The sequence below is a fragment of the Amphritea atlantica genome, assembly GCF_024347255.1.
GTDB classification, from domain to species: domain Bacteria; phylum Pseudomonadota; class Gammaproteobacteria; order Pseudomonadales; family Balneatricaceae; genus Amphritea; species Amphritea atlantica.
Map to the genome: position 1 here is coordinate 1,152,208 of NZ_AP025284.1, position 25,332 is coordinate 1,177,539.

Annotated in this window: 23 protein-coding genes and 1 other RNA gene; 20 read left to right on the top strand and 4 right to left on the bottom strand. The window is 54.1% G+C overall.

Translation table 11 applies throughout. The annotated features are described in order from the left end of the window. Nucleotides 1-7 precede the first annotated feature (7 nt). Nucleotides 8-637 carry a stringent starvation protein SspA gene (gene sspA / locus OCU43_RS05160; RefSeq protein WP_091362072.1) on the top strand — a complete coding sequence of 210 codons (630 nt, stop codon included), beginning with the start codon at nt 8-10 and terminating at the stop codon, nt 635-637. A 64-nt stretch (nt 638-701) separates the two neighbouring features. Beyond that, nucleotides 702-1,109 (top strand): ClpXP protease specificity-enhancing factor, encoded by a 408-nt coding sequence (locus tag OCU43_RS05165; RefSeq protein WP_091362074.1) that lies wholly within the window; start codon nt 702-704, stop codon nt 1,107-1,109. Nucleotides 1,110-1,587: 478 nt separating this feature from the next. Here OCU43_RS05165 and OCU43_RS05170 read toward each other — a convergent pair whose 3' ends face one another. The 4 genes from OCU43_RS05170 to OCU43_RS05185 are packed head-to-tail and all read right to left on the bottom strand — an operon-like array spanning nt 1,588 to nt 4,979. Beyond that, nucleotides 1,588-2,154: a BON domain-containing protein gene (locus OCU43_RS05170; RefSeq protein WP_091362076.1), complete on the bottom strand. Its 567-nt coding sequence runs from the start codon at nt 2,152-2,154 to the stop codon at nt 1,588-1,590. 3 nt (nt 2,155-2,157) lie between these two features. Then, nucleotides 2,158-2,748, bottom strand: coding sequence for an SIS domain-containing protein (locus tag OCU43_RS05175; protein ID WP_091362077.1), 591 nt, complete (start codon nt 2,746-2,748; stop codon nt 2,158-2,160). Between the two features lie 11 nt (nt 2,749-2,759). Further along, on the bottom strand, nt 2,760-3,143 hold the full coding sequence (locus tag OCU43_RS05180; protein WP_091362078.1) for a YraN family protein: 384 nt from the start codon (nt 3,141-3,143) through the stop codon (nt 2,760-2,762). 12 nt (nt 3,144-3,155) lie between these two features. Further along, nucleotides 3,156-4,979 (bottom strand): penicillin-binding protein activator, encoded by a 1,824-nt coding sequence (locus OCU43_RS05185; RefSeq protein ID WP_091362079.1) that lies wholly within the window; start codon nt 4,977-4,979, stop codon nt 3,156-3,158. Between the two features lie 40 nt (nt 4,980-5,019). On the opposite strand from OCU43_RS05185, the gene rsmI reads away from it, so the two are divergent. The 18 genes from rsmI (at nt 5,020) to lpxC (ending at nt 25,216) form a co-directional block, all read left to right on the top strand. Then, entirely contained in the window at nt 5,020-5,856 is an 837-nt protein-coding gene (gene rsmI, locus OCU43_RS05190) for a 16S rRNA (cytidine(1402)-2'-O)-methyltransferase (RefSeq protein WP_091362080.1), read from the top strand. Between the two features lie 61 nt (nt 5,857-5,917). After that, nucleotides 5,918-6,275: RNase P RNA component class A (gene rnpB, locus OCU43_RS05195), an RNA gene on the top strand. A gap of 841 nt (nt 6,276-7,116) precedes the next feature. Next, nucleotides 7,117-7,575, top strand: coding sequence for a division/cell wall cluster transcriptional repressor MraZ (gene mraZ, locus OCU43_RS05200; RefSeq protein ID WP_091362081.1), 459 nt, complete (start codon nt 7,117-7,119; stop codon nt 7,573-7,575). Between the two features lie 18 nt (nt 7,576-7,593). Then, a complete protein-coding gene (gene rsmH / locus OCU43_RS05205) occupies nt 7,594-8,532 on the top strand; it encodes a 16S rRNA (cytosine(1402)-N(4))-methyltransferase RsmH (protein ID WP_091362082.1) in 939 nt (312 codons plus the stop codon). Continuing rightward, the gene (gene ftsL / locus OCU43_RS05210) at nt 8,529-8,879 is read left to right on the top strand and encodes a cell division protein FtsL (protein ID WP_091362083.1); all 351 of its coding nucleotides are present in this window, start codon (nt 8,529-8,531) and stop codon (nt 8,877-8,879) included. The genes rsmH and ftsL overlap by 4 nt, the downstream gene beginning before the upstream one ends. Continuing rightward, the gene (locus OCU43_RS05215; RefSeq protein WP_091362084.1) at nt 8,869-10,584 is read left to right on the top strand and encodes a peptidoglycan D,D-transpeptidase FtsI family protein; all 1,716 of its coding nucleotides are present in this window, start codon (nt 8,869-8,871) and stop codon (nt 10,582-10,584) included. The genes ftsL and OCU43_RS05215 overlap by 11 nt, the downstream gene beginning before the upstream one ends. After that, nucleotides 10,581-12,074 (top strand): UDP-N-acetylmuramoyl-L-alanyl-D-glutamate--2,6-diaminopimelate ligase, encoded by a 1,494-nt coding sequence (locus OCU43_RS05220; RefSeq protein ID WP_091362085.1) that lies wholly within the window; start codon nt 10,581-10,583, stop codon nt 12,072-12,074. The genes OCU43_RS05215 and OCU43_RS05220 overlap by 4 nt, the downstream gene beginning before the upstream one ends. Further along, complete coding sequence (locus OCU43_RS05225; protein WP_091362086.1) at nt 12,071-13,459, top strand: UDP-N-acetylmuramoyl-tripeptide--D-alanyl-D-alanine ligase; 1,389 nt, start codon at nt 12,071-12,073, stop codon at nt 13,457-13,459. The genes OCU43_RS05220 and OCU43_RS05225 overlap by 4 nt, the downstream gene beginning before the upstream one ends. Then, entirely contained in the window at nt 13,459-14,541 is a 1,083-nt protein-coding gene (mraY, locus tag OCU43_RS05230; protein ID WP_091362087.1) for a phospho-N-acetylmuramoyl-pentapeptide-transferase, read from the top strand. Before OCU43_RS05225 ends, mraY begins: the two co-directional genes overlap by 1 nt. A 10-nt stretch (nt 14,542-14,551) precedes the next feature. Further along, nucleotides 14,552-15,904: a UDP-N-acetylmuramoyl-L-alanine--D-glutamate ligase gene (gene murD / locus OCU43_RS05235; RefSeq protein ID WP_091362088.1), complete on the top strand. Its 1,353-nt coding sequence runs from the start codon at nt 14,552-14,554 to the stop codon at nt 15,902-15,904. Continuing rightward, nucleotides 15,901-17,106 (top strand): putative lipid II flippase FtsW, encoded by a 1,206-nt coding sequence (ftsW, locus tag OCU43_RS05240; protein ID WP_091362089.1) that lies wholly within the window; start codon nt 15,901-15,903, stop codon nt 17,104-17,106. The genes murD and ftsW overlap by 4 nt, the downstream gene beginning before the upstream one ends. After that, nucleotides 17,093-18,193, top strand: a complete 1,101-nt coding sequence (gene murG, locus OCU43_RS05245; RefSeq protein ID WP_091362090.1) for an undecaprenyldiphospho-muramoylpentapeptide beta-N-acetylglucosaminyltransferase — start codon at nt 17,093-17,095, stop codon at nt 18,191-18,193. The genes ftsW and murG overlap by 14 nt, the downstream gene beginning before the upstream one ends. A gap of 35 nt (nt 18,194-18,228) precedes the next feature. Then, on the top strand, nt 18,229-19,635 hold the full coding sequence (gene murC / locus OCU43_RS05250) for a UDP-N-acetylmuramate--L-alanine ligase (protein ID WP_217647481.1): 1,407 nt from the start codon (nt 18,229-18,231) through the stop codon (nt 19,633-19,635). After that, nucleotides 19,635-20,579 carry a D-alanine--D-alanine ligase gene (locus tag OCU43_RS05255; RefSeq protein WP_091362092.1) on the top strand — a complete coding sequence of 315 codons (945 nt, stop codon included), beginning with the start codon at nt 19,635-19,637 and terminating at the stop codon, nt 20,577-20,579. Before murC ends, OCU43_RS05255 begins: the two co-directional genes overlap by 1 nt. A gap of 3 nt (nt 20,580-20,582) precedes the next feature. Further along, nucleotides 20,583-21,551: a cell division protein FtsQ/DivIB gene (locus OCU43_RS05260; RefSeq protein ID WP_091362093.1), complete on the top strand. Its 969-nt coding sequence runs from the start codon at nt 20,583-20,585 to the stop codon at nt 21,549-21,551. Continuing rightward, nucleotides 21,532-22,803, top strand: coding sequence for a cell division protein FtsA (gene ftsA / locus OCU43_RS05265; protein WP_376787862.1), 1,272 nt, complete (start codon nt 21,532-21,534; stop codon nt 22,801-22,803). Before OCU43_RS05260 ends, ftsA begins: the two co-directional genes overlap by 20 nt. A 180-nt stretch (nt 22,804-22,983) precedes the next feature. Next, nucleotides 22,984-24,180, top strand: coding sequence for a cell division protein FtsZ (gene ftsZ, locus OCU43_RS05270; protein WP_091362114.1), 1,197 nt, complete (start codon nt 22,984-22,986; stop codon nt 24,178-24,180). Nucleotides 24,181-24,301: 121 nt separating this feature from the next. Then, nucleotides 24,302-25,216, top strand: coding sequence for a UDP-3-O-acyl-N-acetylglucosamine deacetylase (lpxC, locus tag OCU43_RS05275; RefSeq protein ID WP_091362094.1), 915 nt, complete (start codon nt 24,302-24,304; stop codon nt 25,214-25,216). Nucleotides 25,217-25,332: the final 116 nt, after the last annotated feature.

Consider the following 25,332-nt stretch of genomic DNA (forward strand, 5'->3'; position numbering starts at 1 on the left):
TGATTTAATGGGTGTAGTGGCCAAGCGTTCTTCTATGACTTTTTACTCCGATGGTAATGATCATTACAGCCATCGGGTACGTATCGTTCTGGCAGAAAAAGGTGTTGCAGTTGAGATAAATGATTGTGATCCTAACAATTTGCCTGAGGATCTGGCGTCACTGAATCCGTACAATAACCTGCCGACCCTTCTGGATCGTGAGCTGGTATTGTATGAGCCAAATGTGATGATGGAATATCTGGATGAGCGTTTTCCTCATCCACCGCTGCTGCCTGTTTATCCTGTTGCACGTGCTGAAAGTCGTCTGTATATGTACCGTATTCAGCGCGACTGGTGCTCGCTGGCGGATGTCATTCTGACCGCTGATGATGCAGATGAAGCGGATGAAGCCCGTAAAGCGCTGCGTGATAGCCTGGTTGCTGTGTCGCCTATCTTTGGTGAAAAAGACTACTTCATGAGCGAAGAGTTTACTCTGGTAGACTGCTGTATCGCTCCATTGCTGTGGCGTCTGGAAGTTCTCGGTGTTGAGTTGCCGGAAGCGCAGTGTAAAGATCTGATTAAGTATATGAATCGCCTGTTCGAGCGCGAGGCATTCCAGATCAGTCTGTCCGAAGAAGAGCGCGAAATGCGCGACTGATTTTCGGTCGCAAATAATGACTAAAGGATGAGTTGTTACTCATCCTTTTTTTTGGGAGTGTGAAATGCAATCAAGTCGTGGATATCTTCTTCGTGCGTTGAATGAGTGGATTCTGGATAGTGGCTGGACGCCGCATCTGGTGGTTGATGCTGAGATTCAGGGGGTGATGGTTCCTCAGCAGTTTATCAGTGATGGTCAGATCGTTCTCAATATCGCTCCCAGCGCTGTGCAAGGGTTGTTGATTGAGAACGATGCCGTCAGTTTCAATGCCCGTTTTGGCGGAGTACCCATGAATGTGTTTGCCCCGATGGCCGCGGTTATGGCGATCTATGCCCGTGAAAACGGACAGGGGATGGGGTTTGGTGCCGAGCCAGGCGTAGAGGCCCTGCACAACAATGAGCCTGATAATGATCCTACACCGCCGGAATCACCTACGCCGAATAAGCGGCCTTCGTTGAAGGTGGTTAAGTAAGAGTCGAGGTTTGATGTCCGAACGCTGCGCTTGTTTATCGCCCCGGGTACCCAGAGGGTATGCTAACGGGGCTCCTGCGGAGTGTGATGTGTTGTAGGAGCCCCGTCCCGGGGCGATAAGATTTTAAAGAAGAGCTTTTACCACAGAGGACACAGAGATCCACAGAGAAGCTTTTTAAATAAATTTACCCTGTGCTCTTAGCAGCCGGGTACCAGCAGCAATGTTTTTATCGCCCCAGGATGGGGCTCCTACGAGGTGGAATGTATTGTAGGAGTGGCTTCCAGCCGCGATAGATTTTATCGCCCCGGATACCCAGAGGGCATGCTAGCGTCGCTCCCACGTGTGTTGCTGTTGCATATTGCTATTGTGGGAGGCGCGCCCTCGCGGCGATTATTGAAACTGGTGTCATCTGATAGTTTCATCGCCCCGGGTACCCAGAGGGCATGCTAGCGGGGCTCTTACAAGAGGGCATCAGCCCTTAATCGATATACTCAAAGATCTTAACGATCTTTTGAATGCCATTGACGCCGCGCACGATCCTGATTGCATTATCTGCCTGGGCGCGGGTTACCAGGCCCATCAGATAGACGACGCCGTTTTCGGTGACAACCTTGATCTGGGTGGCATCAACCTGTTTGTCGCCGATCATATTGGCTTTGATCTTGGCGGTAATCCAGACATCGCTGGCGCGGGTCAGGGTTGAAGTGGGGCTGGTGACGGTCAGTTCATTGTGGATGCGGCGGATTTTGCGCACCTGGCTGACTATCTGCTCGGCTTCCATACGGCTTTCTTCGGTAGCAACCTGTCCGGTAAGCAGAACGATGCCGTTAAAACTGGTAACGTTGACATGACTGCTGCTGAGCTCTACTGAGCCTTTGCTGATATTGACGTTGGATTTAATCTCAATCAGTTCATCATCGACAAAACTGCCGGTGGTACGGTCGGTGGGATCCTCTTTTATGGGTTCCTCTTTTAAGCTGCTGACAACCGTAGAGCAGCCGCTGCTTAGAAGGCCTGCCAGGATCAGTATCGCTATCCGTTTCATCAATTATTCTCCGCCAAAAAGTTGATAATCTATCAGGTCGCACAGGGCATGCAGGATGAGTGTCTGGGCGCCGAATATAAGCGCCGGGTCATCTGCAGGGACGCAAAATTCGACCTCGTCCGGGAGTAATAGAGAGTGAATGCTGTTATTAGTTCCCCCGGTCAGAGCAATGACCAGCATATCACGATCATGGGCCGCCTGAATGGCCTGTACCAGATTGGCTGCCCGACCGTCGTTTGACAGGATCAATAGCAGATCGCCAGGCTGGCCGAGCGCGCGGATCTGCTTTGAGAAGATCTCATTAAACTGGCCATCGTGTGCGATGCCGGTCAGCGCTGAACCGTCGGCACTGAGGGAGATGGCTGGCAATCCCGGGCGCTCGTGACGAAACTGGTTCATCAGCAGGCTGCTGAAGTGTTGCGATAGTGCAGCGCTGCCGCCATTGCCGCAGCAGAGGATCTTATTTTCAGACATCAGACAGCTGAGCAACAGCTCTCCGGCATGAGAGATCAGTGGTGTGTATTCTTCGATGGTTTGGGCATTAACCTCCATGCTGTGATGGAACAGGCTAATAACTCGGTCTTGAAGTACCATCGGTGCTCCTGTCAGAAAGTGGCTTCAGGTCTGAAGGCGTCTTTATACCATATGGGGCAGGAATCTCCACTCCCGTTATCCCGATTCGCTTCAAATGCTATCACATCAAAGCGGCATACAGGCAGGTTACCGCTTTTCTGCTGGCTGAGATAGTAACTGGCTGTTTTTATTAATTTCTTCTGTTTGTGATAATCAACAGAGAGACCGGCGCCGCCCCAGTTGCTGTGACGCCGGCTGCGAACCTCAACAAATACCAGTTGTTTACGGTCTCGCATAATGAGATCGATCTCGCCGAAGCGGCATTGGTAGTTTCTGTTGATCAGCTTCAGGCCGTTTTTCCTGAGAAAGTCGAGTGCTCTTTGTTCGGCGTCCCTGCCGATCTGTTGTCTGTCCATTGCTAACTCTGTTTAGTTGCTTTCGTTTATCGGCTGCGCGATGCCCTGCTGAAAGGTGACCCAGTTCAGGGTGCGTACAATCTGATTGTTTGCGCCTATGGAAAGTGTTCCGGTTTCGCCCTCAATGATGGCGGATGGTGATGCCGACAGTTGAGCCAGGTAGGGGAACAGGTTAAACGCGTCAATGCCCAGGGCGTAGAGGCGACCAAAGCGGCTGTTGGTGTTGTCTCGCAGCTGTGCCAGCTGTAGGTGGGCTGAGGAAGGAGGCGCGCTTAGCCAGGGGGTTGCGACAAAACGGATGCCGTTCAGATCCTGATCTTCAATGGGGGACTCTGCTCCTGAGTAGATCTGAGAGGTGGCATAAACGGGTATGTTGCCAGCGTAATGAAATGCCAGGGTGGGTTTGATCTGTCGCGCGGATTGCGGCAGTGCTGACAGGAATATGGCATCGACATCCTGACGTCTGCGACTCTCAAACTCAGGGCGTTCTCCGATGATTCGGGTTAGCTGGTTATCCCGTTCGATGCTTTTTTCCGTACCCAGCAGTGTTGCAATCTGCTCTGAATAGTTGGCATTGTTGCCGTAGGTGTAGCTATCAAGGATGGTGCCGCCCAGAGCCATAAACTGCTGTTTGAAAGCGATGGCGGAGCGTTCGCCCCAGTCGGTATCGGGGGTGTAGATCAGTACCTGTTTTTTCTGGTCCTGCCAGGCCTGGTTGGCAGCCTGAATGGCTTCATCTTCAATGGCAAGGCCGAACTGATATACATTGGCTTGCTGGCTGCCTGGCACGGTGTTCAGTGTCAGTGTCGGGATGGGGGCTGGGCCGTAATTGAGCAGGCTTTCAACCATCTCTTTTTCCAGTGGGCCGATAATCAGGTCGACTCCTTTCTCTGCTGCTACCAGGTAAAGTTGTTCAGGGGAGGTGATTCTGGTGGAATCGAGCAGGGTGATTCTGGCGTGGGTTCTGCCAGCTTTTACCGCATTGTAGTAGGCGGTCATAAACCCTGTGGAGATCGCTTCAGCCGGCTTTTCCAGGCTACCACTCATGGGCAGATAGAGGGCAATATGCTCGGCGCTGAGGGTGTCAGCCGCGGTGACCGCCTGAAGCGCTTCTGGTGGTGTCTGCTGGGCCGGATGTGATTGCCACAGAATCTCCCATTGCTGCATCTGTTTGTTCTGCTGGCTCAGATCCTGCGCGTTCATGGCGCTCAGGGCAAGTTCATACCAACCCTGTTGATAATAGCTGTTGTCTGGACGCTGGCTCAGTTGTTTGAGTTGCTCTGTTGGTATCTGGGTAAGCAGGGTCCAGATCCGGTTATGCAGGGCCTGGGCTTTATCTGCGGGACTGTAGCTGCTCAGCTGTATCAGTTGCTGAAGTTCGCTGAGGGTGTTTTGCTGATAATGGTAAGCGTCAGCCTGCATCTCGCCTATCTGATATTGCTGTTCAGGAGGCAGGTTTCTGGTGGTTTCGGGAGGTAGTTGTTGCAAATAACGCAGCGCGCTCTGGCCATCCTGCTGCGCCAGTGCTGTGCGGGCTTTCAGTTCAGATATCTCGAACTGCAGGGCGGGTGTCAGGATCGACATGTCGATCTCATCCAGCAGACGAGAAGCCTCCTCCTGCCGCTCCTGCATGATAAGAATACGGGCGGCCTCCGCCTTGAGCTGGGCACTTTTTACCGGAGCGGCTGTTTCCGCTTGCTGGATCAGTTCTGCAACCTGCTGCATCGGGTCGCCCGATATCTGTGTTGTAATATTGCCCTGTTGGGAACCGCAGCCGTGCAGAAAAAGTACCATGCTGGCGGTCAGTACCAGAGACAGGCGGCTTGGAAACGTCATATACTTTCACATCCTGAATTAATAAATGGCTCGAATACCGATGTCCGAAGCAGTTTTGTATGTAGTCGCAACGCCGATTGGCAATTTAGAAGATATGACGCCGCGCGCGCTCCGTATACTGGAGTCGGTTGCATTAATTGCGGCTGAAGATACCCGCCATAGTGGTCGTTTGCTGTCACATTTTAATATCAAAACGCCGATGATAGCAGTTCATGACCATAATGAACGCCAGCAGCAGCAAAAAATTATTGAAAAGTTGCAGCAGGGGAGTGATATCGCGCTGATTTCTGATGCGGGGACGCCGCTGATATCAGATCCCGGCTTTATTCTGGTACGTGAGGTCCGGGCTGCTGGATTCAGTGTTGTGCCGCTGCCGGGGTGTTGTGCCCTGATTGCGGCGTTGTGTGCCTCAGGTGTGCCGTCTGACCGTTTTATTTTTGAGGGCTTTCCGCCAGCTAAGTCTCAGCAGCGGCTGAATTTTTTTACTGCACTGGCGGGCGAGAACCGGACCCTGGTGTTTTACGAGTCGCCCCATCGGATTGTGGATAGCCTGGCGGATATCGTGGCAGCTTTTGGGGCCGGTCGTCCTGTGGTGATCGCCAGGGAGCTGACGAAGACGTTTGAAACCTTTATCAACGGCTCTGCGGCTGAGGTTCTGGCGCAGGTAGAGGCCGATCCGAATCAGCGAAAAGGAGAGTTTGTGGTCATGGTGGAGGGGGCACCGCAACAGGATGCGGGTCTGCTTGATCCCCGTAGTAGTGAGGTGCTTGATATCCTGTTGGAAGAGCTTTCTGTTAAGCAGGCCAGTGCGCTGGCGGCCAGAATCACGGGGATTAAAAAGAAAGTGATCTACCAGGCTGCGCTGGATCGAAAATAATACTCTCCGGGGTTATGGTTCTGCTTGCTTATGGCGGCCTTGCTGGTATCCTGTGCGCCGTAGAGTTCGCCAGACAATCGCTGCTCCCGTATGGGAGGGGAGGAAAGTCCGGGCTCCATAGGGCAGGGTGCCAGGTAATGCCTGGGGGGCGTAAGCCTACGGCTAGTGCAGCAGAGAGAAGACCGCCTACGTTTCCTGTTTACAGGAAGCCGGTAAGGGTGAAAGGGTGCGGTAAGAGCGCACCGCGTACGTGGTAACACGTTACGGCAAGGTAAACCCCACCTGGAGCAAGACCAAATAGGAATCCTTAAGGCATGGCCCATGCTGGATTCGGGTAGGTCGCTTGAGACCTGTGGCGACGCAGGTCCTAGATGAATGATTGTCCACGACAAAACCCGGCTTATCGGCGAACTCTACAATCTTTAATAAAAGCTCAGGACTTATCGGTGAGCTTTGCATGTTTTTCATATGATGAATGATTGTCCACGACAACTCTCAAAAAAAGCTCAGGACTTATCGGCGAACTCTACAATCTTTAATAAAAGCTCAGGGCTTATCGGTGAGCTTTGCATGTTTTTCATATGATGAATGATTGTCCACGACAACTCTCCAAAAAAGCTCAGGACTTATCGGCGAGTTCTGCATCTTTTCATGCGATGAATGATTGTCCACGACAGCTCTCAAAAAAAGCTCAGGACTTATCGGCGAGTTCTGCATTTTTTCATACAGTGAATGATTGTCCACGACAACTCTCAAGAAAAGCTCAGGGCTTATCGGCGAGTTCTGCATTTTTTCATACAGTGAATGATTGTCCACGACAACTCTCAAAAAAAGCTCAGGACTTATCGGCGAGTTCTGCATTTTTTCATACAGTGAATGATTGTCCACGACAGCTCTCAAAAAAGCTCAGGGCTTATCGGCGGGCTCTACATGTTTTTCATATGATGAATGATTGCCCTCGATTCTGCATTTTTAGCGTTGACCTGTTGTGTATCCTGTTGATTTCTTTTTTTTCATCTTGCCAGTGATCTTGTTTGTGATTAGTAGGCGTTCAATTTTTTAACTCTCTGTTATTCAAACGGTTTTTATCCGGCGCTTTCGCTGTCCGCTTTTCTGTATTTGCCTCACTAATAATCCGTCGATTTATAAGCTTGTTTCGGGGAGTTTCTCCCTTGCAAACCTGTAGGTTAATTTCTATAGTGTGCGTTAGTGGGTAATTGTGGGTAATTGTGGGCAGTTTTGGTTAAGGAGTGAGTTTTTTTGGTATTTCGGGGTGTCAATCCAATCAATCTGGATGCCAAGGGCCGTATGGCCATACCGGCACGCTACCGTGACAAGATCACGGAGCATTGCGGTGGGCAACTGGTTGCAACGATTGACACCGAGGAACGCTGTCTGCTGCTTTATCCCCTGGCTGAATGGGAAGAGATTCAGGAAAAGATTGAAGCACTTCCCAGTTTTAACCCCGCGGCGCGGCGTATTCAGCGCTTGCTGATTGGTCATGCAACCGATCTGGATATGGATGGCAATGGCCGGTTGCTGTTGCCTGCTCCACTGCGGGAATACGCAGAGCTTGATAAGAAGATTGTGTTGCTGGGGCAGGGGAATAAGTTTGAGATCTGGAGCGAAACGCGTTGGCTGGCAACCCGCGAGGAGTATCTGGCAGAGGTTGATGGCGGTGCTGAACTGCCGCAAGAGTTACAGAATTTATCACTTTAAACCGACAGGGGTTAGCACATGAGTGCAGAGTTTAAACATATCACAGTACTGCTGAATGAGGCTGTGGATACCCTGGTCGATGATCCGGATGGCTTTTATATCGATGGCACCTTTGGACGGGGTGGTCATTCTGCACTGGTATTGAGTCGCTTGTCTGCGCAGGGACAACTGATGGGGATTGATAAGGATCCTGAAGCGATAGCCTGCGCTGCAGAACGATTTGGTGATGACCCGCGTTTCAGTATTGAACGAGGGTCATTTGCTCAGCTGGAGGCGTTTGTTCGTCAGCGCGAGCTGGCGGGAAAAGTCGATGGTGTATTGCTGGATCTGGGGGTTTCATCTCCTCAGCTTGATGATCCGAACCGGGGGTTCAGCTTTATGGCTGATGGTCCGCTGGATATGCGGATGAACCCGGATGTGGGAGAGAGCGTGGCCGAGTGGCTTGCGCATGCCGCAGAGAAAGAGATTGCTGATGTGCTCTATACCTACGGTGAGGAACGTCACTCCAGACGGATGGCCCGGGCTATTGTGAATGAGCGGGAGCAGGAACCGATCGTGACCACCGGCCGGCTGGCGAAAATTATTACAGAGGCTAACCCCGCATGGGAAAAAGGGAAAAACCCGGCCACCCGCGCTTTTCAGGGGATCCGGATCTTTATTAACCGGGAGCTGGAAGACCTGGAAGACTGTCTCGATCAGGCGTTGGAAGTATTAAAACCCGGTGGGCGACTGGTAGTGATCAGCTTTCACTCTCTGGAAGACCGGATTGTAAAGCGATTTATCCGTAAGTATGTCAAGGGCGATGAGCATCTGCCGCCGGGTATTCCGGTGACCGATGATATGTTGAATATCCGCCTGAAAGCGGTGGGTAAAGCGGTGAAAGCCGGGCGGGAAGAGGTGTCGGATAATCCTCGCTCACGCAGTGCCGTTATGCGGGTAGCGAAAAAAGTACGATGAAACTGGGAGTGACACTGCCTGGATGGCTGAGAGCCCGGGATGAGCAACCGATTGATGATGTGATAGCGCCTGTCGAGCTGGTTAAGCCGGCGCTGATGGTGTTCTGCATGATCGCTCTGGTAGTAGTGTCATCGTTGATGGTGATCTGGTCGGCACATCAGTACCGGATCTTATTTAACCAGCAGCAGGAGCTGGTACAGCAGTGGGATGAGTTGCAGGTTGAATGGGGGCAACTACTACTTGAACAGGGGACTCTGGCCGCGAATAACCGGGTTGAGTCAGTGGCAATTAAACGCCTGGGAATGCATATTCCTGAGCAGGTTGAGGTGATCAGAGATGAGCGATGAGCAGGACTTTCAAGCTCGTGCTGCAAGGGGCTGGCGCTTATGGCTGGTGTTTTTGCTGCTGTTGCTGATCGCGGCTGCGGTGGCGGGTAAGATGCTGTCACTGAATGTGCAGGAGCAAGCGTTTCTGAAGCAACAGGGGGATGCCCGGGTTCTGCGTACTGCGGTGATTCCGGCGCATCGGGGGATGATCAGTGATCGCAACGGTCTGCCGTTGTCGGTCAGTGCGCCTGTCTCAACGGTGTGGATGAATCCTAAAGAGTTTGACCTGCATAACGCCTCGATCAATAAACTGGCGACCCTGATCGACAGTACTAAATCCGACCTGCTGAAGCGGGTAGCGCAGTTCCGTGATAAGCAGTTCATCTATCTGAAACGTCAGATGACGCCTGCTCAGGCGGAGCAGATTGAAGATCTGCACATGCCTGGCGTCTATGTAGACCGCGAATATAAACGCTTCTACCCTGCTGCAGAGGTTGCCACGCATCTGGTGGGCTTTACCAGTGTTGATGGGGTTGGCCAGGAAGGCATTGAACTGGCGTTTGAGGACTGGTTACAGGGTGTACCGGGTAAAAAACTGGTGATGCGGGATCTGCTCGGCCGGACGGTTAAACATATCCGCGAGCTGGAACCGATGGTGCAGGGTAAAGATCTGCAGCTGAGTATCGATCTGCGGTTGCAGTATCTGGCATATCGGGAGCTGAAAGCTGCGGTGCAGGCCCATAAAGCAGATTCAGCGGCGATGGTAGTGCTTGATGTGCATACCGGTGAAGTGCTGGCGATGGTCAATCAGCCCTCTTACAACCCGAATGATCGCAGCAACCTCGGCAGTGATATGAAGTCGCTGCGTAACCGGGCGGTGACCGACACCTTTGAGCCGGGGTCTACCATGAAACCGCTGACGATCGCGGCGGCATTGATGAGTGGTAAGTATACCCCTGACAGTGTGATTGATACCTCGCCTGGTTATATCCGGGTGAAGGGCAACACGATCCGTGACCACCGAAACTATGGTGAGCTGGATCTGGGCCGGATTATTACTAAATCCAGTAACGTTGGGGTGACGAAGCTGGCGCTGAGTATGCACGGGGATGCTGTGCGGAATGTTTTTCAGAATGTCGGGCTGGGACAGGTACCGGGTACCGGTTTTCCTGGAGAACAGCCGGGCGTATTACCCTATTTGTCCGAACGGCAGAAGGTTGAGCGTGCCACGATGGCTTATGGCTACGGTCTCTCTGTAACCCCGTTGCAGCTGGCGCAGGCGTATCTGCCGTTCGCCACCGGTGGGCTGGTGCGCCATGTATCGCTGCTGAAACTTGACCGGCCCGAGCCCGGCACCCGGGTGATGCCGGAAAAGGTTGCACGGGAAGTGCTGGAGATGATGGAAACCGTTACTCAGGCTGGTGGTACCGGACGCCGGGCTGCCATCGACGGATATCGGGTAGCGGGCAAGACCGGGACTGTGCATAAAGTTGGCACCGGCGGCTATGCGGATGATCAGTATGTTTCCATTTTTGCCGGTGTCGCGCCGGTGGATAATCCTGAAATCGTGGCGGTGGTGATGGTGGATAATCCGAAAGGGCAGGAGTACTACGGTGGTGAAGTGGCCGCACCTCTGTTTTCGCGGGTGGTCGGTGGCGCTCTGCGCATGTTGAATGTGGCACCGGATAACTGGCAGCCAGTGCACACGCAGATGGTGATGAAATGAGCCGGGTCAGTTTTCATCTGGTTGAGTTGTTGCCACAACTGGCCGGTAGTGATCTGGCACAGCTGGAGATCGGCGGTATCTGTCAGGATAGCCGTCAGGTGAAACCGGGTGATCTGTTTTTTGCCCGTAATGGTGTGAGCCATAAAGGGATCGATTTTGTTTGCTCCGCTGCAGCAGAAGGGGCAGTTGCTGCGATTGTTGATGACGCAGAACTGGCTGCAGCGGACTCTATTGATGTGACTATCCCGCTGATCGGTGTGACGGATGTCGCGGCACTGATTGGCGAGGTAGCTTCACGTTTCTTTGGGGAACCCTCTCTTCATATGCGGGTGGTGGGTGTCACCGGCACCAACGGTAAAACCTCCAGCGCGCACTATATCGCCCAGTTGCTGCAGGGCTGTGGCGAGGTATGTGGCCTGATAGGGACCGTGGGTAATGGTTTGCTGGGGCAACTCAGGGAGTCAACCCATACCACGCCGGATGCTATTGGTGTGCATCGCCTGCTGGCAGAACTGCGGGATAGTGGTGCAACGGCTGTGGTTATGGAGGTATCCAGTCATGCACTGGATCAGCAGCGGATCAGCGGGGTGCACTTCAATGCGGCAGGCTTTACTAATCTGTCGCGGGACCATCTGGATTACCACGGTGATATGGACAGCTACGGGGCAGCAAAAGCCCGGTTGTTTTTCGAGATGGAGATTGATCATCAGGTGGTGAATGCCGATGACGCTTTCGGCGCAACGATTCTGGCCCGTAAAGATGGGCAGGACCGGATCGGTTTTGGCGAGTCTGAACGGGCGGAAGTACGAGCCACCGGAGTGGTACTGTCGGCCAGCGGAATTATCGCCCGGATTGAGACCGCAAGGGGAACCTTTGCTCTGGATACGGGTCTGATCGGCCGCTTCAATCTGAGTAACCTGTTGCTGGCCATCGCTATTACTGAGCAGATGGGTTATCCGCAGCAGCAGATTGAACGTGCGTTGCAGCACCTGACACCGGTGGCTGGACGGATGCAACGGGTATCCCGCCAGACACCTCTGGTGGTAGTGGATTATGCCCACACGCCGGATGCGCTGGAAAAAGCCCTTGAAGCACTGCGGAATCATTGTCAGGGGCGGCTCTGCTGTGTGTTTGGCTGCGGCGGTGACCGGGATACCGGTAAAAGAGCGCAGATGGCACAGGTAGCGGAGCGACTGGCTGACTGTATTGTGGTCACCAGTGATAATCCCCGTACAGAAGATCCGCAGCAGATTATACAAATGATTATGGCAGGTTTTAGCCGCAGCGCCTCTGTGTCCTCTGAAACTGACCGCAAACGGGCCATTGAACAGGCGATTGCGGCGCTGCAGCCAGACGATATTTTATTGATCGCCGGAAAAGGGCATGAGAACTATCAGGATATACAAGGGGTGAAGATGCCGTTCGATGACCTGGCGGTTGCCAGAGAGGCATTAGTAATGCGGGCAGCTAAACAGGGGCGTTCCCAATGAACGGTCCGTTCAGTCTGAGTGAGCTGGCGCCAGCACTGTCAGCCCGCCTGATTGGCGGAAGCTGCGAGGTGCTGGGGGTGAGCACTGATACACGCCATATTGGCAGCGGTGATCTTTTTATTGCCTTACGGGGTGAACACTTTGACGCCCACAACTTTGTAAAACAGGCAGTCGCTGAGGGGGCGGTTGCGGTGGTGGTTGAGCATGAGGTCGATGTTGATGTGCCTCAGTTGGTGGTCAGTAATACCCGCATGGCGCTGGGTAATATCGCCGCTTATAACCGTCAACGGTTCAGCGGTTCGATGTTTGCTGTGACCGGTAGTAGTGGCAAAACCACAGTAAAAGAGATGCTCGCGTCTATCAACCGGCTGCGGGGACAGACTCTGGCAACCCAGGGCAATCTGAACAACGATATCGGTGTTCCTCTGACGCTGTTAAGGCTGTCGGCCGGTGACCGTTATGGGGTGATTGAGATGGGCGCCAGTGGTGCCCATGAGATCGCCTATAGCACCCAGCTGACCCGACCGGATGTGGCGATTCTGAATAATGCCTTTGGTGCTCACCTGGAAGGGTTTGGCTCCCTCAGAGGCGTGGTGCTGGCGAAAGCGGAAATTTTCGAAGGGCTATCTGACAGCGGCACGGCAGTGGTTAATCTGGATGATCCCCACGCTGATATCTGGCTGGGCATGTTGCAACAGCAGCCGCTGATGACCTTTTCGGTAGAGCGCAGTGAGGCGTCTGTGTTTGCCTCAGATATCTGCTTACAGGGCAACGGCTGTTATGCCTTCAAACTGAACTATCAGGGGCAGCAGTATCCGGTCAGTCTGGCGGTAATGGGGCGGCACAATATCGCCAACGCGCTGGCAGCAGCGGCTGCAGTACTGGCCGACGGCTGCCCGCCTGAAACTGCAGCGCAGGGACTGGGGCAATGCCAGGCCGTTGCGGGGCGGATGCGTCCGATTCAGTCAGACGGCTCCACCCTGATTATTGATGACAGCTATAACGCCAACCCTGATGCGGTGAAGGCGGCACTCAATACACTGTCAGAACTGAACGGTGAAAAGGTAGTGGTGCTGGGTGATATGGGGGAGCTGGGTGACGGCGCAGAGGAACAGCACCGGCAACTGGGAGCGTTTGCGGCAACCCGGCCAATCGACCTGCTGTTGACTTGCGGCGCCCTCAGCACCGCGACTCATGCAGGCTTTAGTACCGCCGGAGGCAAAAAAGCAGAACACTTCGCGGATAAAGCCGCTCTGCTCAGCTATCTGCAACAGCTACCACCGCGTCAGCGCATTATTCTGGTAAAAGGCTCCCGCAGTGCGGGGATGGATCAAATTGTAACTGGCCTGGCGAATACAGGCTCTACCGATGGGGGTAGTCACTGATGTTATTGCTTCTGGCCAACTGGCTGGCTGAATATAACAGTTTTTTCTCCGTATTCAGCTATCTGACGTTGCGCGGAATTCTTGGCGTGCTGACGGCACTGGCGATCTCGCTGTTGCTGGGGCCTGCGCTGATCCGCAAGCTGAAAAGCAAGCAGATTGGTCAGACGGTACGTAGTGATGGTCCGGAATCCCACTTCAGCAAGGCGGGAACGCCGACAATGGGTGGCGCGCTGATTATTCTGGCGATCATGATCAGTAGCCTGCTGTGGTCCGATCTGAGTAACCGATACACCTGGATCGTTCTGGGTGTGACCTTTATCTTTGGCGCTGTTGGCTGGGTCGATGATTACCGGATGGTGATCGAGAAGAGTTCGCGGGGATTACCAGCGCGCTGGAAATATTTCTGGCAATCGGTTGGTGGCCTGGGGGCCGCCATCGTGCTTTATGTAACTGCCCATGGGCCTGCAGAGACACAACTGATTATCCCGATCTTTAAAGATGTCGCCATTGAGATGGGGCTGTTCTTTATCGTCTTCACTTACTTTGTCATTGTGGGGACTTCCAATGCAGTCAACCTGACCGATGGCCTGGATGGCCTGGCCATTTTGCCCACCGTGCTGGTTGCCGGTGCGCTGGGGTTCTTTGCCTATCTGGGGGGGAACGTCAACTTTGCCAACTATCTGCATATACCCTACATCGCGGGTTCCGGTGAGTTGATTATTATCTGTGGTTCAATTGTCGGGGCCGGCCTCGGGTTTCTCTGGTTTAACGCCTATCCTGCTCAGGTGTTCATGGGGGATGTGGGCGCGCTGGCGCTGGGGGCTGCGCTCGGTGTTATCGCCGTTATTGTTCGTCAGGAGCTGGTGCTGCTGATTATGGGCGGCGTGTTTGTCATTGAGACGGTATCGGTGATTCTCCAGGTAGCATCATTCAAGCTGACCGGACGGCGGATCTTTCGCATGGCGCCGCTGCATCACCATTTTGAACTGAAAGGCTGGCCGGAACCCCGCGTTATTGTGCGGTTCTGGATTATTACTGTGGTGCTGGTTCTGATCGGACTGGCGACCCTGAAAATACGTTAACGGAGCGATTGTGAGCCTGATAGCAACAGATCAACTGCGGATTATTATCGGTCTTGGACAGACCGGGCTGTCCTGCGCCCGTTATCTGACACGCAAAGGTGTTCCGTTTGTTCTGGTTGATACCCGTGATGTGCCGCCCAATCTTGACCTGATTCGCTCAGAGTTCCCAGCGACAGAGTTGCATTGCGGCCCACTGGATCAGCAACTGTTGTGCCGGGCGGGCGAAATTCTGCTGAGCCCGGGCGTTGCCAAGGATCAGCCCGCTATTCAGGCTGCCGTTGCCGCCGGGGTTAAACTCAGTGGTGATATCGATCTTTTCTGTCAGGCGGTTACTGCTCCGATCATTGCGATTACAGGTTCCAATGCCAAGAGCACCGTGACCACTCTGGTCGGTCAGATGGCGCTGGATGCGGGTATTGATGCTGGTATCGGAGGTAATCTGGGGACGCCGGTACTGGATATGCTGGAAGGAGGCGAACAGCAGCTCTATGTTCTGGAGCTATCCAGTTTTCAGCTGGAAACCGTCAATGACCTGCGGGCTGCGGCGGCAACGGTGCTCAATGTCAGTCCCGATCATCTGGACCGTTACAACAACAGCCTGCAACAGTATTACCAGGCGAAGCACCGTATATTTAAGGGTGCTGCAAACGTTATTGTTAATCGTGATGACCCACTGACATCCCCCCTGGTGAGCAGTGGAGTTAAAGTATCCAGTTTTGGCCTGGGCCGCCCCGATCTTAACCAGTTTGGTTTACTGGAGCAGCAGGGTGAGTTGTATCTGGCCCGGGGCCTGAAACCCTTGCTGGCGATCAGTGAACTGAAAATTCAGGGGCAACACAATATCGCCAATGCACTGGCGTCGCTGGCGCTGGGAGAGGCGGCCGGTATCCCGCTGCTATCGATGTTGCAAACCCTGAAAAACTTTACCGGCCTGAAACATCGCTGTCAGTGGGTTGATGATAAGGGCGGCGTGGCCTTTTTTAATGACAGTAAAGGCACCAACGTGGGGGCCACGGTCGCAGCCATTAACGGGCTGGCGGCAACCCTGACCCCAGGTAATAAAATTGTGCTGATTGCTGGTGGCGTTGGCAAAGGGGCTGATTTTAGTGATCTGAACCAACCGTTGCAGCAAGCGGGGCGGGCGTTGGTGCTGATCGGAAAGGATGGTGGGCTGATCGATCAGGCGGTCAGTTGCCTGCCCGGGCAGTACGCTGCCACGATGCCGGAGGCGGTTTCACTGGCTGCCCGTCTGGCCCGGCCCGGTGATATCGTGCTGCTGTCTCCGGCCTGTGCCAGCTTTGATATGTTCAGCGGTTTTCCGGCCCGGGGTGATGCCTTTATTGAGTCGGTGGAGGCACTATGAGTATGGCCACCACTGCCCCAGTCACTGCCCGTAACCGGGTGTTGCCATTCGATCCGCTGTTTGTCAGCGCGGTACTCTGCCTGATCCTGATAGGCTTCGTGATGATCAGTTCCGCCTCGATTGAGGTGGCTGCGGTACGTAACAATAATCCGTTCTTCTATATGATTCGCCATGGTGTTTTTATTCTGTTGGGGCTTGCAGCGGCGATTGTTGTACTGCGAATTCCAATCAGCTTCTGGCAGCGCAGTGGCCCCTGGTTGTTGCTGGTAGGTTTTGTATTGCTGGTACTGGTGCTGGCGGTGGGCCGGGAGATTAACGGTTCGGTTCGCTGGATCTCTCTGGGGCCGGTAAACCTGCAGGCATCAGAGGTGGCCAAGTTTGCCATGGTGATCTATCTGGCCGGTTATCTGGTGCGGCGACTGACCGAGGTCAGAAGCAGCTGGAAGGGGATTGCCAAGCCTGCGCTGCCACTGGCTTTTTTTGTCTTTCTGATGATTCTTGAGCCAGACTTCGGTGCCGCTGTGGTATTGATGGGCAGTGTTATGGGGATGATCTTTCTTGGCGGGATGAAGTTCAGTCAGTTTGCCCTGATTGTGATCGGTTGTGCCGTTGTGATCCCCTCACTGGCGATGCTTCAGCCCTACCGGGTGGTGCGTCTGAAAACCTTCCTTGATCCCTGGGCTGATCCGTTTGGTTCCGGCTATCAACTGGCGCAGGCGCAGATCGCTTTTGGCCGGGGCGACTGGTTTGGCGAAGGTCTGGGCAACAGCGTTCAGAAGCTGTTCTATCTGCCTGAAGCGCATACCGATTTTGTGTTCTCCGTTCTCGCCGAGGAGATGGGGCTGGTGTTTGCGCTGCTGGTGGTATGTCTTTACGGCCTGATCGCCGTGCGTATGTTTCGTATTGGCCGCAGAGCGGAAAAACTACAGCAGTTTTTTATGGCCTATATCGCCTATGGCTTCGCCATCATGCTGACAGGTCAGGCGCTGATCAATATCGGAGTTAATGTGGGGGCCTTGCCAACCAAGGGACTGACCCTGCCACTGGTGAGCTACGGCGGCAGTAGCCTGGTGGTCAGCTGCGTCATGATCGCTATCGTGATGCGGGTTGATTACGAACTGAAAAGGTTGTTGGCAGATGCTCCGGCTCCGGCCACAACAAAACAGCGAAAAAAGACAGCGGGCGCTGATGATGAAAAATAACCGCACAGTACTGATTATGGCAGGCGGCACCGGTGGCCATGTGTTTCCCGCGCTGGCGACTGCTGACTGTCTTCGCCAGCAAGGAGTGTCTGTCGAGTGGCTGGGGACTGCAGCGGGTATTGAAGCCGATGTTGTTCCTGCCGCGGATATCCGTTTGCACTGTATCGATGTAAAAGGTTTGCGGGGTAAGGGGAAGTTAAGCTTACTGATGGCACCCTTGCGGTTGCTCCATGCTTTGTATCAGGCGTTGGCTGTGTTACGCCGGGTTAAACCTGACATGGTGTTGGGGATGGGAGGTTTTGCTTCGGGGCCCGGGGGGCTGGCAGCCTGGTTGACCGGGGTTCCGGTTGTGGTGCATGAGCAGAATGCCTGTGCCGGAATGACCAATAAAATTCTGGCGCGGATGGCCCGGCGGGTGCTTGAAGCGTTTGGCGGCGCATTTCGCGGCAAATTTACAACCACCGTTGTGGGTAATCCGGTGCGCGGCGATATTCTCAATCTGCCCGCACCCGAACAGCGCTTTGAGGGACGCCAGGGGCCTGTTCGATTGCTGGTGGTGGGGGGCAGCCTGGGGGCGACCGCCATCAATGAGTTACTTCCCGCCGTATTAAGCCAGCTACCAGATAGCTGTGAGCTGGAGGTTTTGCACCAGGTGGGTAAACGGAATCTGTCGCAGACTCAGTCGCTGTATCAGGCGGCAGGACTTGCAGAGCGGGAGACGATCCGGGTGGTGCCCTTCATTGAACGGATGGATGAAGCTTACGGCTGGGCTGATCTGGTGTTATGTCGGTCAGGCGCATTGACAGTCAGCGAGCTGAGCATTGCCGGGGTTGCGTCTGTACTGGTGCCTTTTCCCTTTGCGGTGGATGACCATCAGACGGGAAATGCCCGGTTTCTGGCTGAAGCGGGTGCTGCGATTCTGGTGCAGCAGAAAGATCTGGATCGGGACCGGCTGATCAATATTTTGACAGAGCAGCTGAATGACCGGCAGGTGCTGCTAGAGATGGCGCAGAAAGCGCGCCAACTGGGACAACCTGACGCTAGTCAAACGGTAGCCGATATCTGTCTGGAGGTAATGAAAAAGTGACTGAGAATACGACAGAAGTTTATGAAGTACCGGAGATGCGACGTATTCGCAGGATCCACTTTGTGGGTATTGGCGGCGTAGGTATGTGCGGTATCGCTGAGGTTTTGCTGAACCAGGGATACCAGATCTCCGGTTCAGATATTAAAACCTCAGCCACCACGGAACGGTTGCAGAAAATGGGTGCAGAGATCTTTATCGGACATCTGGCGGAGAATATTACCGCCGCCAATGTGGTGGTCACCTCTACAGCGGTTCGGGATGATAACCCGGAGGTGAGCGCAGCCCGCGAACGACGTATTCCTATTGTTCGTCGTGCCGAGATGTTGGCCGAACTGATGCGCTATCGTCATGGTATTGCGGTGGCGGGCACCCATGGTAAGACCACTACCACCAGTTTGCTGGCATCGGTGATGGCAGAAGCCAAACTGGATCCAACCTTTGTGATTGGCGGGCGGCTGAACAGTGCCGGAACCAACGCGAAGCTGGGCGGCAGCCGCTATCTGGTCGCTGAAGCTGATGAGAGTGATGCTTCCTTCCTCCATCTGCAACCGATGGTGGCAATTGTCACCAATATCGATGCCGATCATATGGACACCTATGGGGGGGACTTTGGCAAGTTGAAGCAGACCTTTGTCGATTTCCTGCATAACCTGCCGTTCTATGGACTCGCTGTGCTGTGCACCGATGATCCGGTGGTCAAAGAGATTATAGCCGAGGTCGGCCGGCCTGTTGTCACCTACGGGTTTAATGACGAGGCGGATTACCGCGCAGAGAATATCGTTCAGAACGGTTTGAAAACCCGTTTTACCGCTAAACGTCCAGATGGACGGGACGATCTGCAGGTGACTCTGAATATGCCCGGCAGACATAACGTCCTGAACGCTCTGGCTACCATCGCCGTAGCGACTGATGAAGGGATCGATGATCAGTCGATCTGTCAAGCGTTGCAGACGTTTGAGGGGGTCGGTCGCCGTTTTCAGGTGCTGGGAGAGATTCCGGTTAAGGGCGGCACGGCGATGCTGGTGGATGACTATGGTCACCACCCCCGTGAGGTTCAGGCAACGATCCGTGCGGTGAAAGAGGGATGGCCGGATAAGCGTCTGGTGATGATCAATCAGCCCCATCGTTATACCCGTACCCGGGATCTCTATGAAGATTTTGTCCAGGTACTGTCTGAAGCGGATGTGCTGTTGTTGATGGAGGTTTTTTCCGCCGGCGAAGAGCCGATAGCGGGGGCCGACAGTCGCAGCCTGTGTCGAAGTATACGTCAGCGGGGCAGTGTTGATCCGGTGTTTGTTGAGTCGGTTGATGCGGTGCCTGGATTGTTACACAACCTGCTGCAGCCGGGAGATCTGCTACTGACCCAGGGCGCGGGAAATATCACCGCTCTGGCGCATGAGCTTTCCAAACTTGATCTGACTGTGGCGGCGGAGGCAGATTGATGACGACTTTTATGATTAGTGCACAGGAACGAAGCCAGTTTGGCCGGGTTGCGGTGCTCTATGGTGGTTCTTCGGCGGAGCGCAGTATCTCTCTGAAAAGTGGTGCAGAGGTGTTGCGAGGATTGCTGCAGGCCAATGTTGATGCTTTTGGTATCGACCTCTGTGCTGAGGGGGCCGACCCGTTGCAGCAGTTGCAAAACGCTGAGTTTGACCGGGCGTTTCTGATTCTGCACGGTCGTGGTGGCGAAGATGGCACGATCCAGGGGGTGCTGGAGATTATGGGCAAACCCTATACCGGCAGTGGTGTTATGGCGTCAGCCCTGGGGATGGATAAGGTTAAATGTAAGCAGATCTGGAGTGCTGCCGGCCTGCCAACCCCGAGCTATGTCGTGCCAGATGAAAACTCAGATCTGCAGCAGATCGCAGATCAGCTTGGTTTTCCGATGATTGTTAAGCCTGCCCATGAGGGGTCCAGCATCGGTATGAGTAAGGTTGACAGTGCCGGGGCGTTAGCGCAGGCGATTGGTGCGGCCCGGCAGTTCGACCGGGCTGTTCTGGTTGAAAGCTGGATCAGTGGTCCTGAATTTACCATTGCGGTCCTGAATGGCCAGGCGCTGCCGGTTATTCGTCTGGAAACGCCCCATGAGTTTTATGATTTTGACGCCAAATACCAGGCCAGTGATACCCAGTACCACTTTGATAACGAGCTGACAGCGAATCAGGAAACTGAGCTCAAACATCTGGCAGAACAGGCATTTGATATGGTCGGCTGCAGTGGCTGGGGACGGGTTGATGTGATGCTTGATCAGCAACGGGGCTTTCAGCTGCTGGAGGTGAATACGCTTCCGGGGATGACCGATCACAGTCTGGTACCGATGGCTGCCCGGGAAGCGGGTATCAGCTTTGAGGAACTGGTGGTCACCATTCTGCGGGGGAGCCTCTGAAGCATGTTAAAAAAACTGTTTTCACAGGCTGAACAGCAAGAGGAGCCGCCTAAAAGGGGGGCCTCTGCCACTGTTCACAGGAAAGCAGAGACCAGTGGCGCTAAAAAACGCTTCTGGAGATCAGAACGGTCTGCGGTTGCCGATGAGCGTCTGCTGAAGCAGAAAAGCAAAACATCCGCTGAAGGGACAGAACGTGAGCCGCTGGCCGCAGAGGAGACTGCGCGCTGGCATGGTATTGATGGTGACTGGTGGATCAAGCCCGCCACCATACTGACGGCACTGGCGGTGTTTATTGCCCTGGGTAATTACTGCTACAGCTCGCTCTATCACTGGCTGGATCAGCCGGTTGAGTGGGTTACTTTTGAGGGGAATACAGAACATCTGGACCGGACGCAGCTGGCGGCCAGCTCCGTTGCCCTGATGAAGGGGGGGCTGCTGAGCGCCGATCTGGACGCGGTAAAGGCGGGTATACAGAAGAACCCCTGGGTGTATCAGGTGGGAGTGAGTCGGCGCTGGCCTGCCTCCCTCTACCTGCAAATAAAAGAGGAGGTTCCGGTTGCCCGCTGGGGAGATGATGCTCTGTTGAACCATGAGGGGGATATTTTCTGGCCCGATCAGGTCGCCCGATACAGCGCTCTGCCGCTTTTGACAGGACCTTCCGGTAATACTGCGATGATGATGTCGGAGTATTACGACCTGAATCAGATGCTGCGCAACGCCGGCCTGCAGCTGGTTGAGCTGAAGCTGGAAGCGCGGGGGGCCTGGACCCTGATGCTGAATAACGGCATTAAAGTTGTGGTGGGACGGGACCAGGTAGTGGCCAGACTGGAACGGTTTCTGACGGTCTATCAGCAGCGATTGCAGGCGGAAGCTGACGCCGGGCGGATAGAACAGATCGATATTCGATATAACAACGGCATTGCCGTTAAGTGGCGCCCTGAGGCGGCCACAGATGAACAACAAAAAGGTTGATACTGTGAATATGGCGATGAAGCCTGGAAATAATATGATCGTGGCACTGGATATAGGCACCTCGAAAGTGGTGTGTCTGGTGGGCGAGGTTGGCCTGGACGGCACGATCGATATCGTTGGTATCGGCTCCCATGAGTCGCGGGGGCTGAAGCGGGGCGTGGTGGTGAATATCGAATCCACCGTGCACTCCATTCAGCGGGCGGTGGAAGAGGCCGAGCTGATGGCGGGCTGCAAGATCCACTCGGTGACGGTGGGGGTCGCCGGCAGTCATATCAACAGCATGAACTCCCACGGTATCGTTGCCGTCCGCGACGGCGAAGTGATGGAACATGATCTGGAACGGGTGATTGATGCGGCCCGGGCGGTGGCGATTCCCGCCGATCAGAAGATTTTGCATATCCTGCCGCAGGAGTATGTCATCGATAACCAGGAGGGCATTCGCGAACCGCTGGGGATGTCCGGGGTGCGACTGGAAGCCAAAGTGCATCTGGTGACCGGCGCGGTGAATGCGGTGCAGAACATTGAGAAGTGCGTTAAGCGTTGTGGTCTGGCGGTGGATAACGCGGTGCTGGAACAGCTGGCATCCAGTTACTCGGTGCTGACCGAGGATGAGAAAGAGTTGGGTGTCTGCATGGTGGATATGGGGGGCGGTACCACCGATATCGCTATCTTCACCGGTGGTGCGATCCGCCATACCGCGGTGATCCCGATTGCCGGTGACCAGGTGACCAACGATATCGCCATGGCGTTGCGCACACCGACACCCCATGCAGAAGAGATCAAGATCAAATATGCCTGTGCGCTGGCCCAGCTGGCCAGCGCCGAGGACACCATCAAGGTGCCCAGTGTCGGTGATCGTCCGGCGCGGGATCTGTCGCGACAAGCGCTGGCAGAGGTGGTTGAACCGCGCTATGACGAACTGTTTACCCTGGTGCAGGCGGAACTGCGTCGCAGCGGTTTTGAGGATCTGGTGGCCGCGGGAATAGTACTGACCGGGGGCACGGCGAAGATGGAAGGGGCGGTGGAGCTGGCGGAAGAGATCTTCCATATGCCGGTGCGACTGGCGTTGCCAAAAGGTGTGCGGGGCATGGGAGATATCCTTAACAGCCCGATCTACGCCACCGGCATCGGCCTGTTGCAATACGCCAAACAGGATATTCAGCATCTGGGCGAAGCGGTAGTGGTTGAAGATGTAGTAGAGCGACCTAATGTACTGAACCGGATGAAAGCCTGGTTCCAGGGGAACTTCTGATGAGTTACTAACTGAAATTCGACGCAGACAGAGAGGTCGCGTAAGACAAGTTTAGGGGGCAGGTACCCAGAGTATTAACCCCGGTGATTGATGTGTTCACAGGATGTGACAGACAGCAATGAAACAGAACGCAACAAAAAAACAGGTGCGGGTTGGGCACTGAACCTGGAGGGAAGGGATATGTTTGAACTAGTTAATAATATCGCACAGAACGCTGTCATTAAGGTGATTGGCGTCGGTGGTGGCGGTGGTAATGCCGTACAGCACATGGTCTCATCGGATGTCGATGGGGTCGAGTTTATCTGTGCCAATACCGATGCACAGGCGCTCAACAATATGGGCTCACGCAGTGTTCTGCAGCTGGGTGGTGAGATTACCAAGGGGCTGGGCGCGGGGGCCAATCCGGATATCGGTCGTCAGGCGGCTCTGGAGGATCGCGATCAGATTGTTGAGATGCTCAGCGGTGCGGATATGGTGTTTATCACCGCTGGTATGGGTGGTGGTACCGGTACCGGTGCGGCGCCGGTTGTCGCTCAGGTGGCCAAAGAACTGGGTATTCTGACGGTTGCGGTAGTGACCAAGCCGTTCCCGTTCGAGGGTAAAAAGCGGATGCTGATCGCCGATCAGGGGATCAAAGAGCTGTCCGAGCATGTCGACTCGCTGATTATCGTGCCCAACGAAAAACTGCTGCAGGTGCTGGGCAAAAACTGCACCCTGATGAAAGCGTTCGACGAAGCAAATGATGTCCTTAAAGGGGCGGTGCAGGGGATCTCTGATCTGATTATCCGCCCGGGTATGATCAACGTCGACTTTGCAGACGTACGCACGGTGATGTCAGAGATGGGTACCTCAATGATGGGGACCGGCATGGCACGGGGTGAAAACCGGGCGATTGAGGCGGCTGAAGCGGCTGTTCGCAGTCCGTTGCTGGAAGATGTCGACCTGATGGGGGCTCGCGGTATTCTGGTGAATATCACCGCTGGTCTGGATCTGGGTCTTGGCGAGTTCAGCGATGTGGGTCAGGTGATCGAAGAGTTTGCCTCTGATAATGCTATTGTGGTGGTGGGCACCGTTATCGATCCGGAGATGGTGGATGATATTAAGGTGACCGTTGTGGCGACCGGCCTGCAGAGAGCGAAGCAGGAAGATACCACGGTTAAGGTGGTCAGCAATAACCGTAAACCCGATGGTCAGCTTGATCTGAATCAGCTGGAATTGCCTGCAGTTCACAGGCGTAAGGCAGACCATATCAGCGCTGAAAAAAATAGAGTGTCACACAGGGAACTTTCTGGAAATCAGGAGTCGAAGAGTGGCACACAGGGGGAAACTGAGACCTATCTGGACATCCCGACATTTCTGCGGCGTCAGGCGGATTAAGCAGTCCACTGGAAAGCCTGATGTTGCAGGGGTTACGCGAATCAGTTATTGCTGATATAGCGGTATTTTTGTTAATATGGCGCGTTAATTCGCGACACACCAAACAGCCTTGGCAGACAATATGATCGGACAACGTACATTACGGAACAGCATTAAAGCAACTGGCGTAGGCCTTCACACCGGTCAGAAAGTGTATCTGACTCTGAAGCCCGCGCCTGTAGATACCGGTATTGTTTTTCGTCGGGTGGATCTTGAGCCGGCTGTAGAGATCCACGCACGGGCAAAAAATGTGGGTGACACGACACTGTCGACCAATCTGCAGAAGGGTGATGTACGGGTTTCCACCGTTGAGCATCTGCTGTCGGCTATGGCTGGACTGGGGATCGATAATGCCTATGTCGAGCTGAGTGCCGAAGAGGTGCCGATTATGGATGGCAGTGCCGCGCCATTCGTTTTCCTGATTCAGTCTGCGGGTATTCAGGAGCAGAATGCGCCGAAACAGTTTATCCGCATCATGAAAGAGGTCACTGTTCAGATTGAGGACAAAATTGCTACCTTTAAGCCGTTTAATGGTTTCAAGGTTGGCTTTACCATCGATTTTGATCACCCCGCTTTTGCTGACCGTAACATGGAAGCCAGTCTGGATTTTTCCAGCACTTCATTTGTAAAAGAGGTTAGCCGGGCCCGTACTTTTGGCTTTATGCGGGATATTGAATATCTCCGTGCCCAGAATCTGGCACTGGGTGGCAGTATGGATAACGCTATCGTGGTGGATGATTACCGCATCCTCAATGAGGATGGTCTGCGTTATGACGATGAGTTTGTTAAACATAAAGTACTGGACGCGGTGGGTGATCTTTACCTGCTGGGCAAAAGCCTGATTGGTGAGTTTCACGGCTTTAAATCCGGCCACTATCTGAACAATCTGCTGCTGCGCAAACTGCTGGAAACAGAGGATGCATGGGAGATTGTAACCTTTGAGGGGCGCGAGCAAGCGGTGCCAATCTCATATCTGCAGCCTGCAGCTGTAAGCTGATTAGCATTAACACCCTGAAAGCCGGACTCCAGAGTCCGGCTTTTTACTTTTTTTAAGGTCGATATATCCGCAAAAAAAATATCCCTATTGAGATTCAATTTGATGCCCCAATAGAG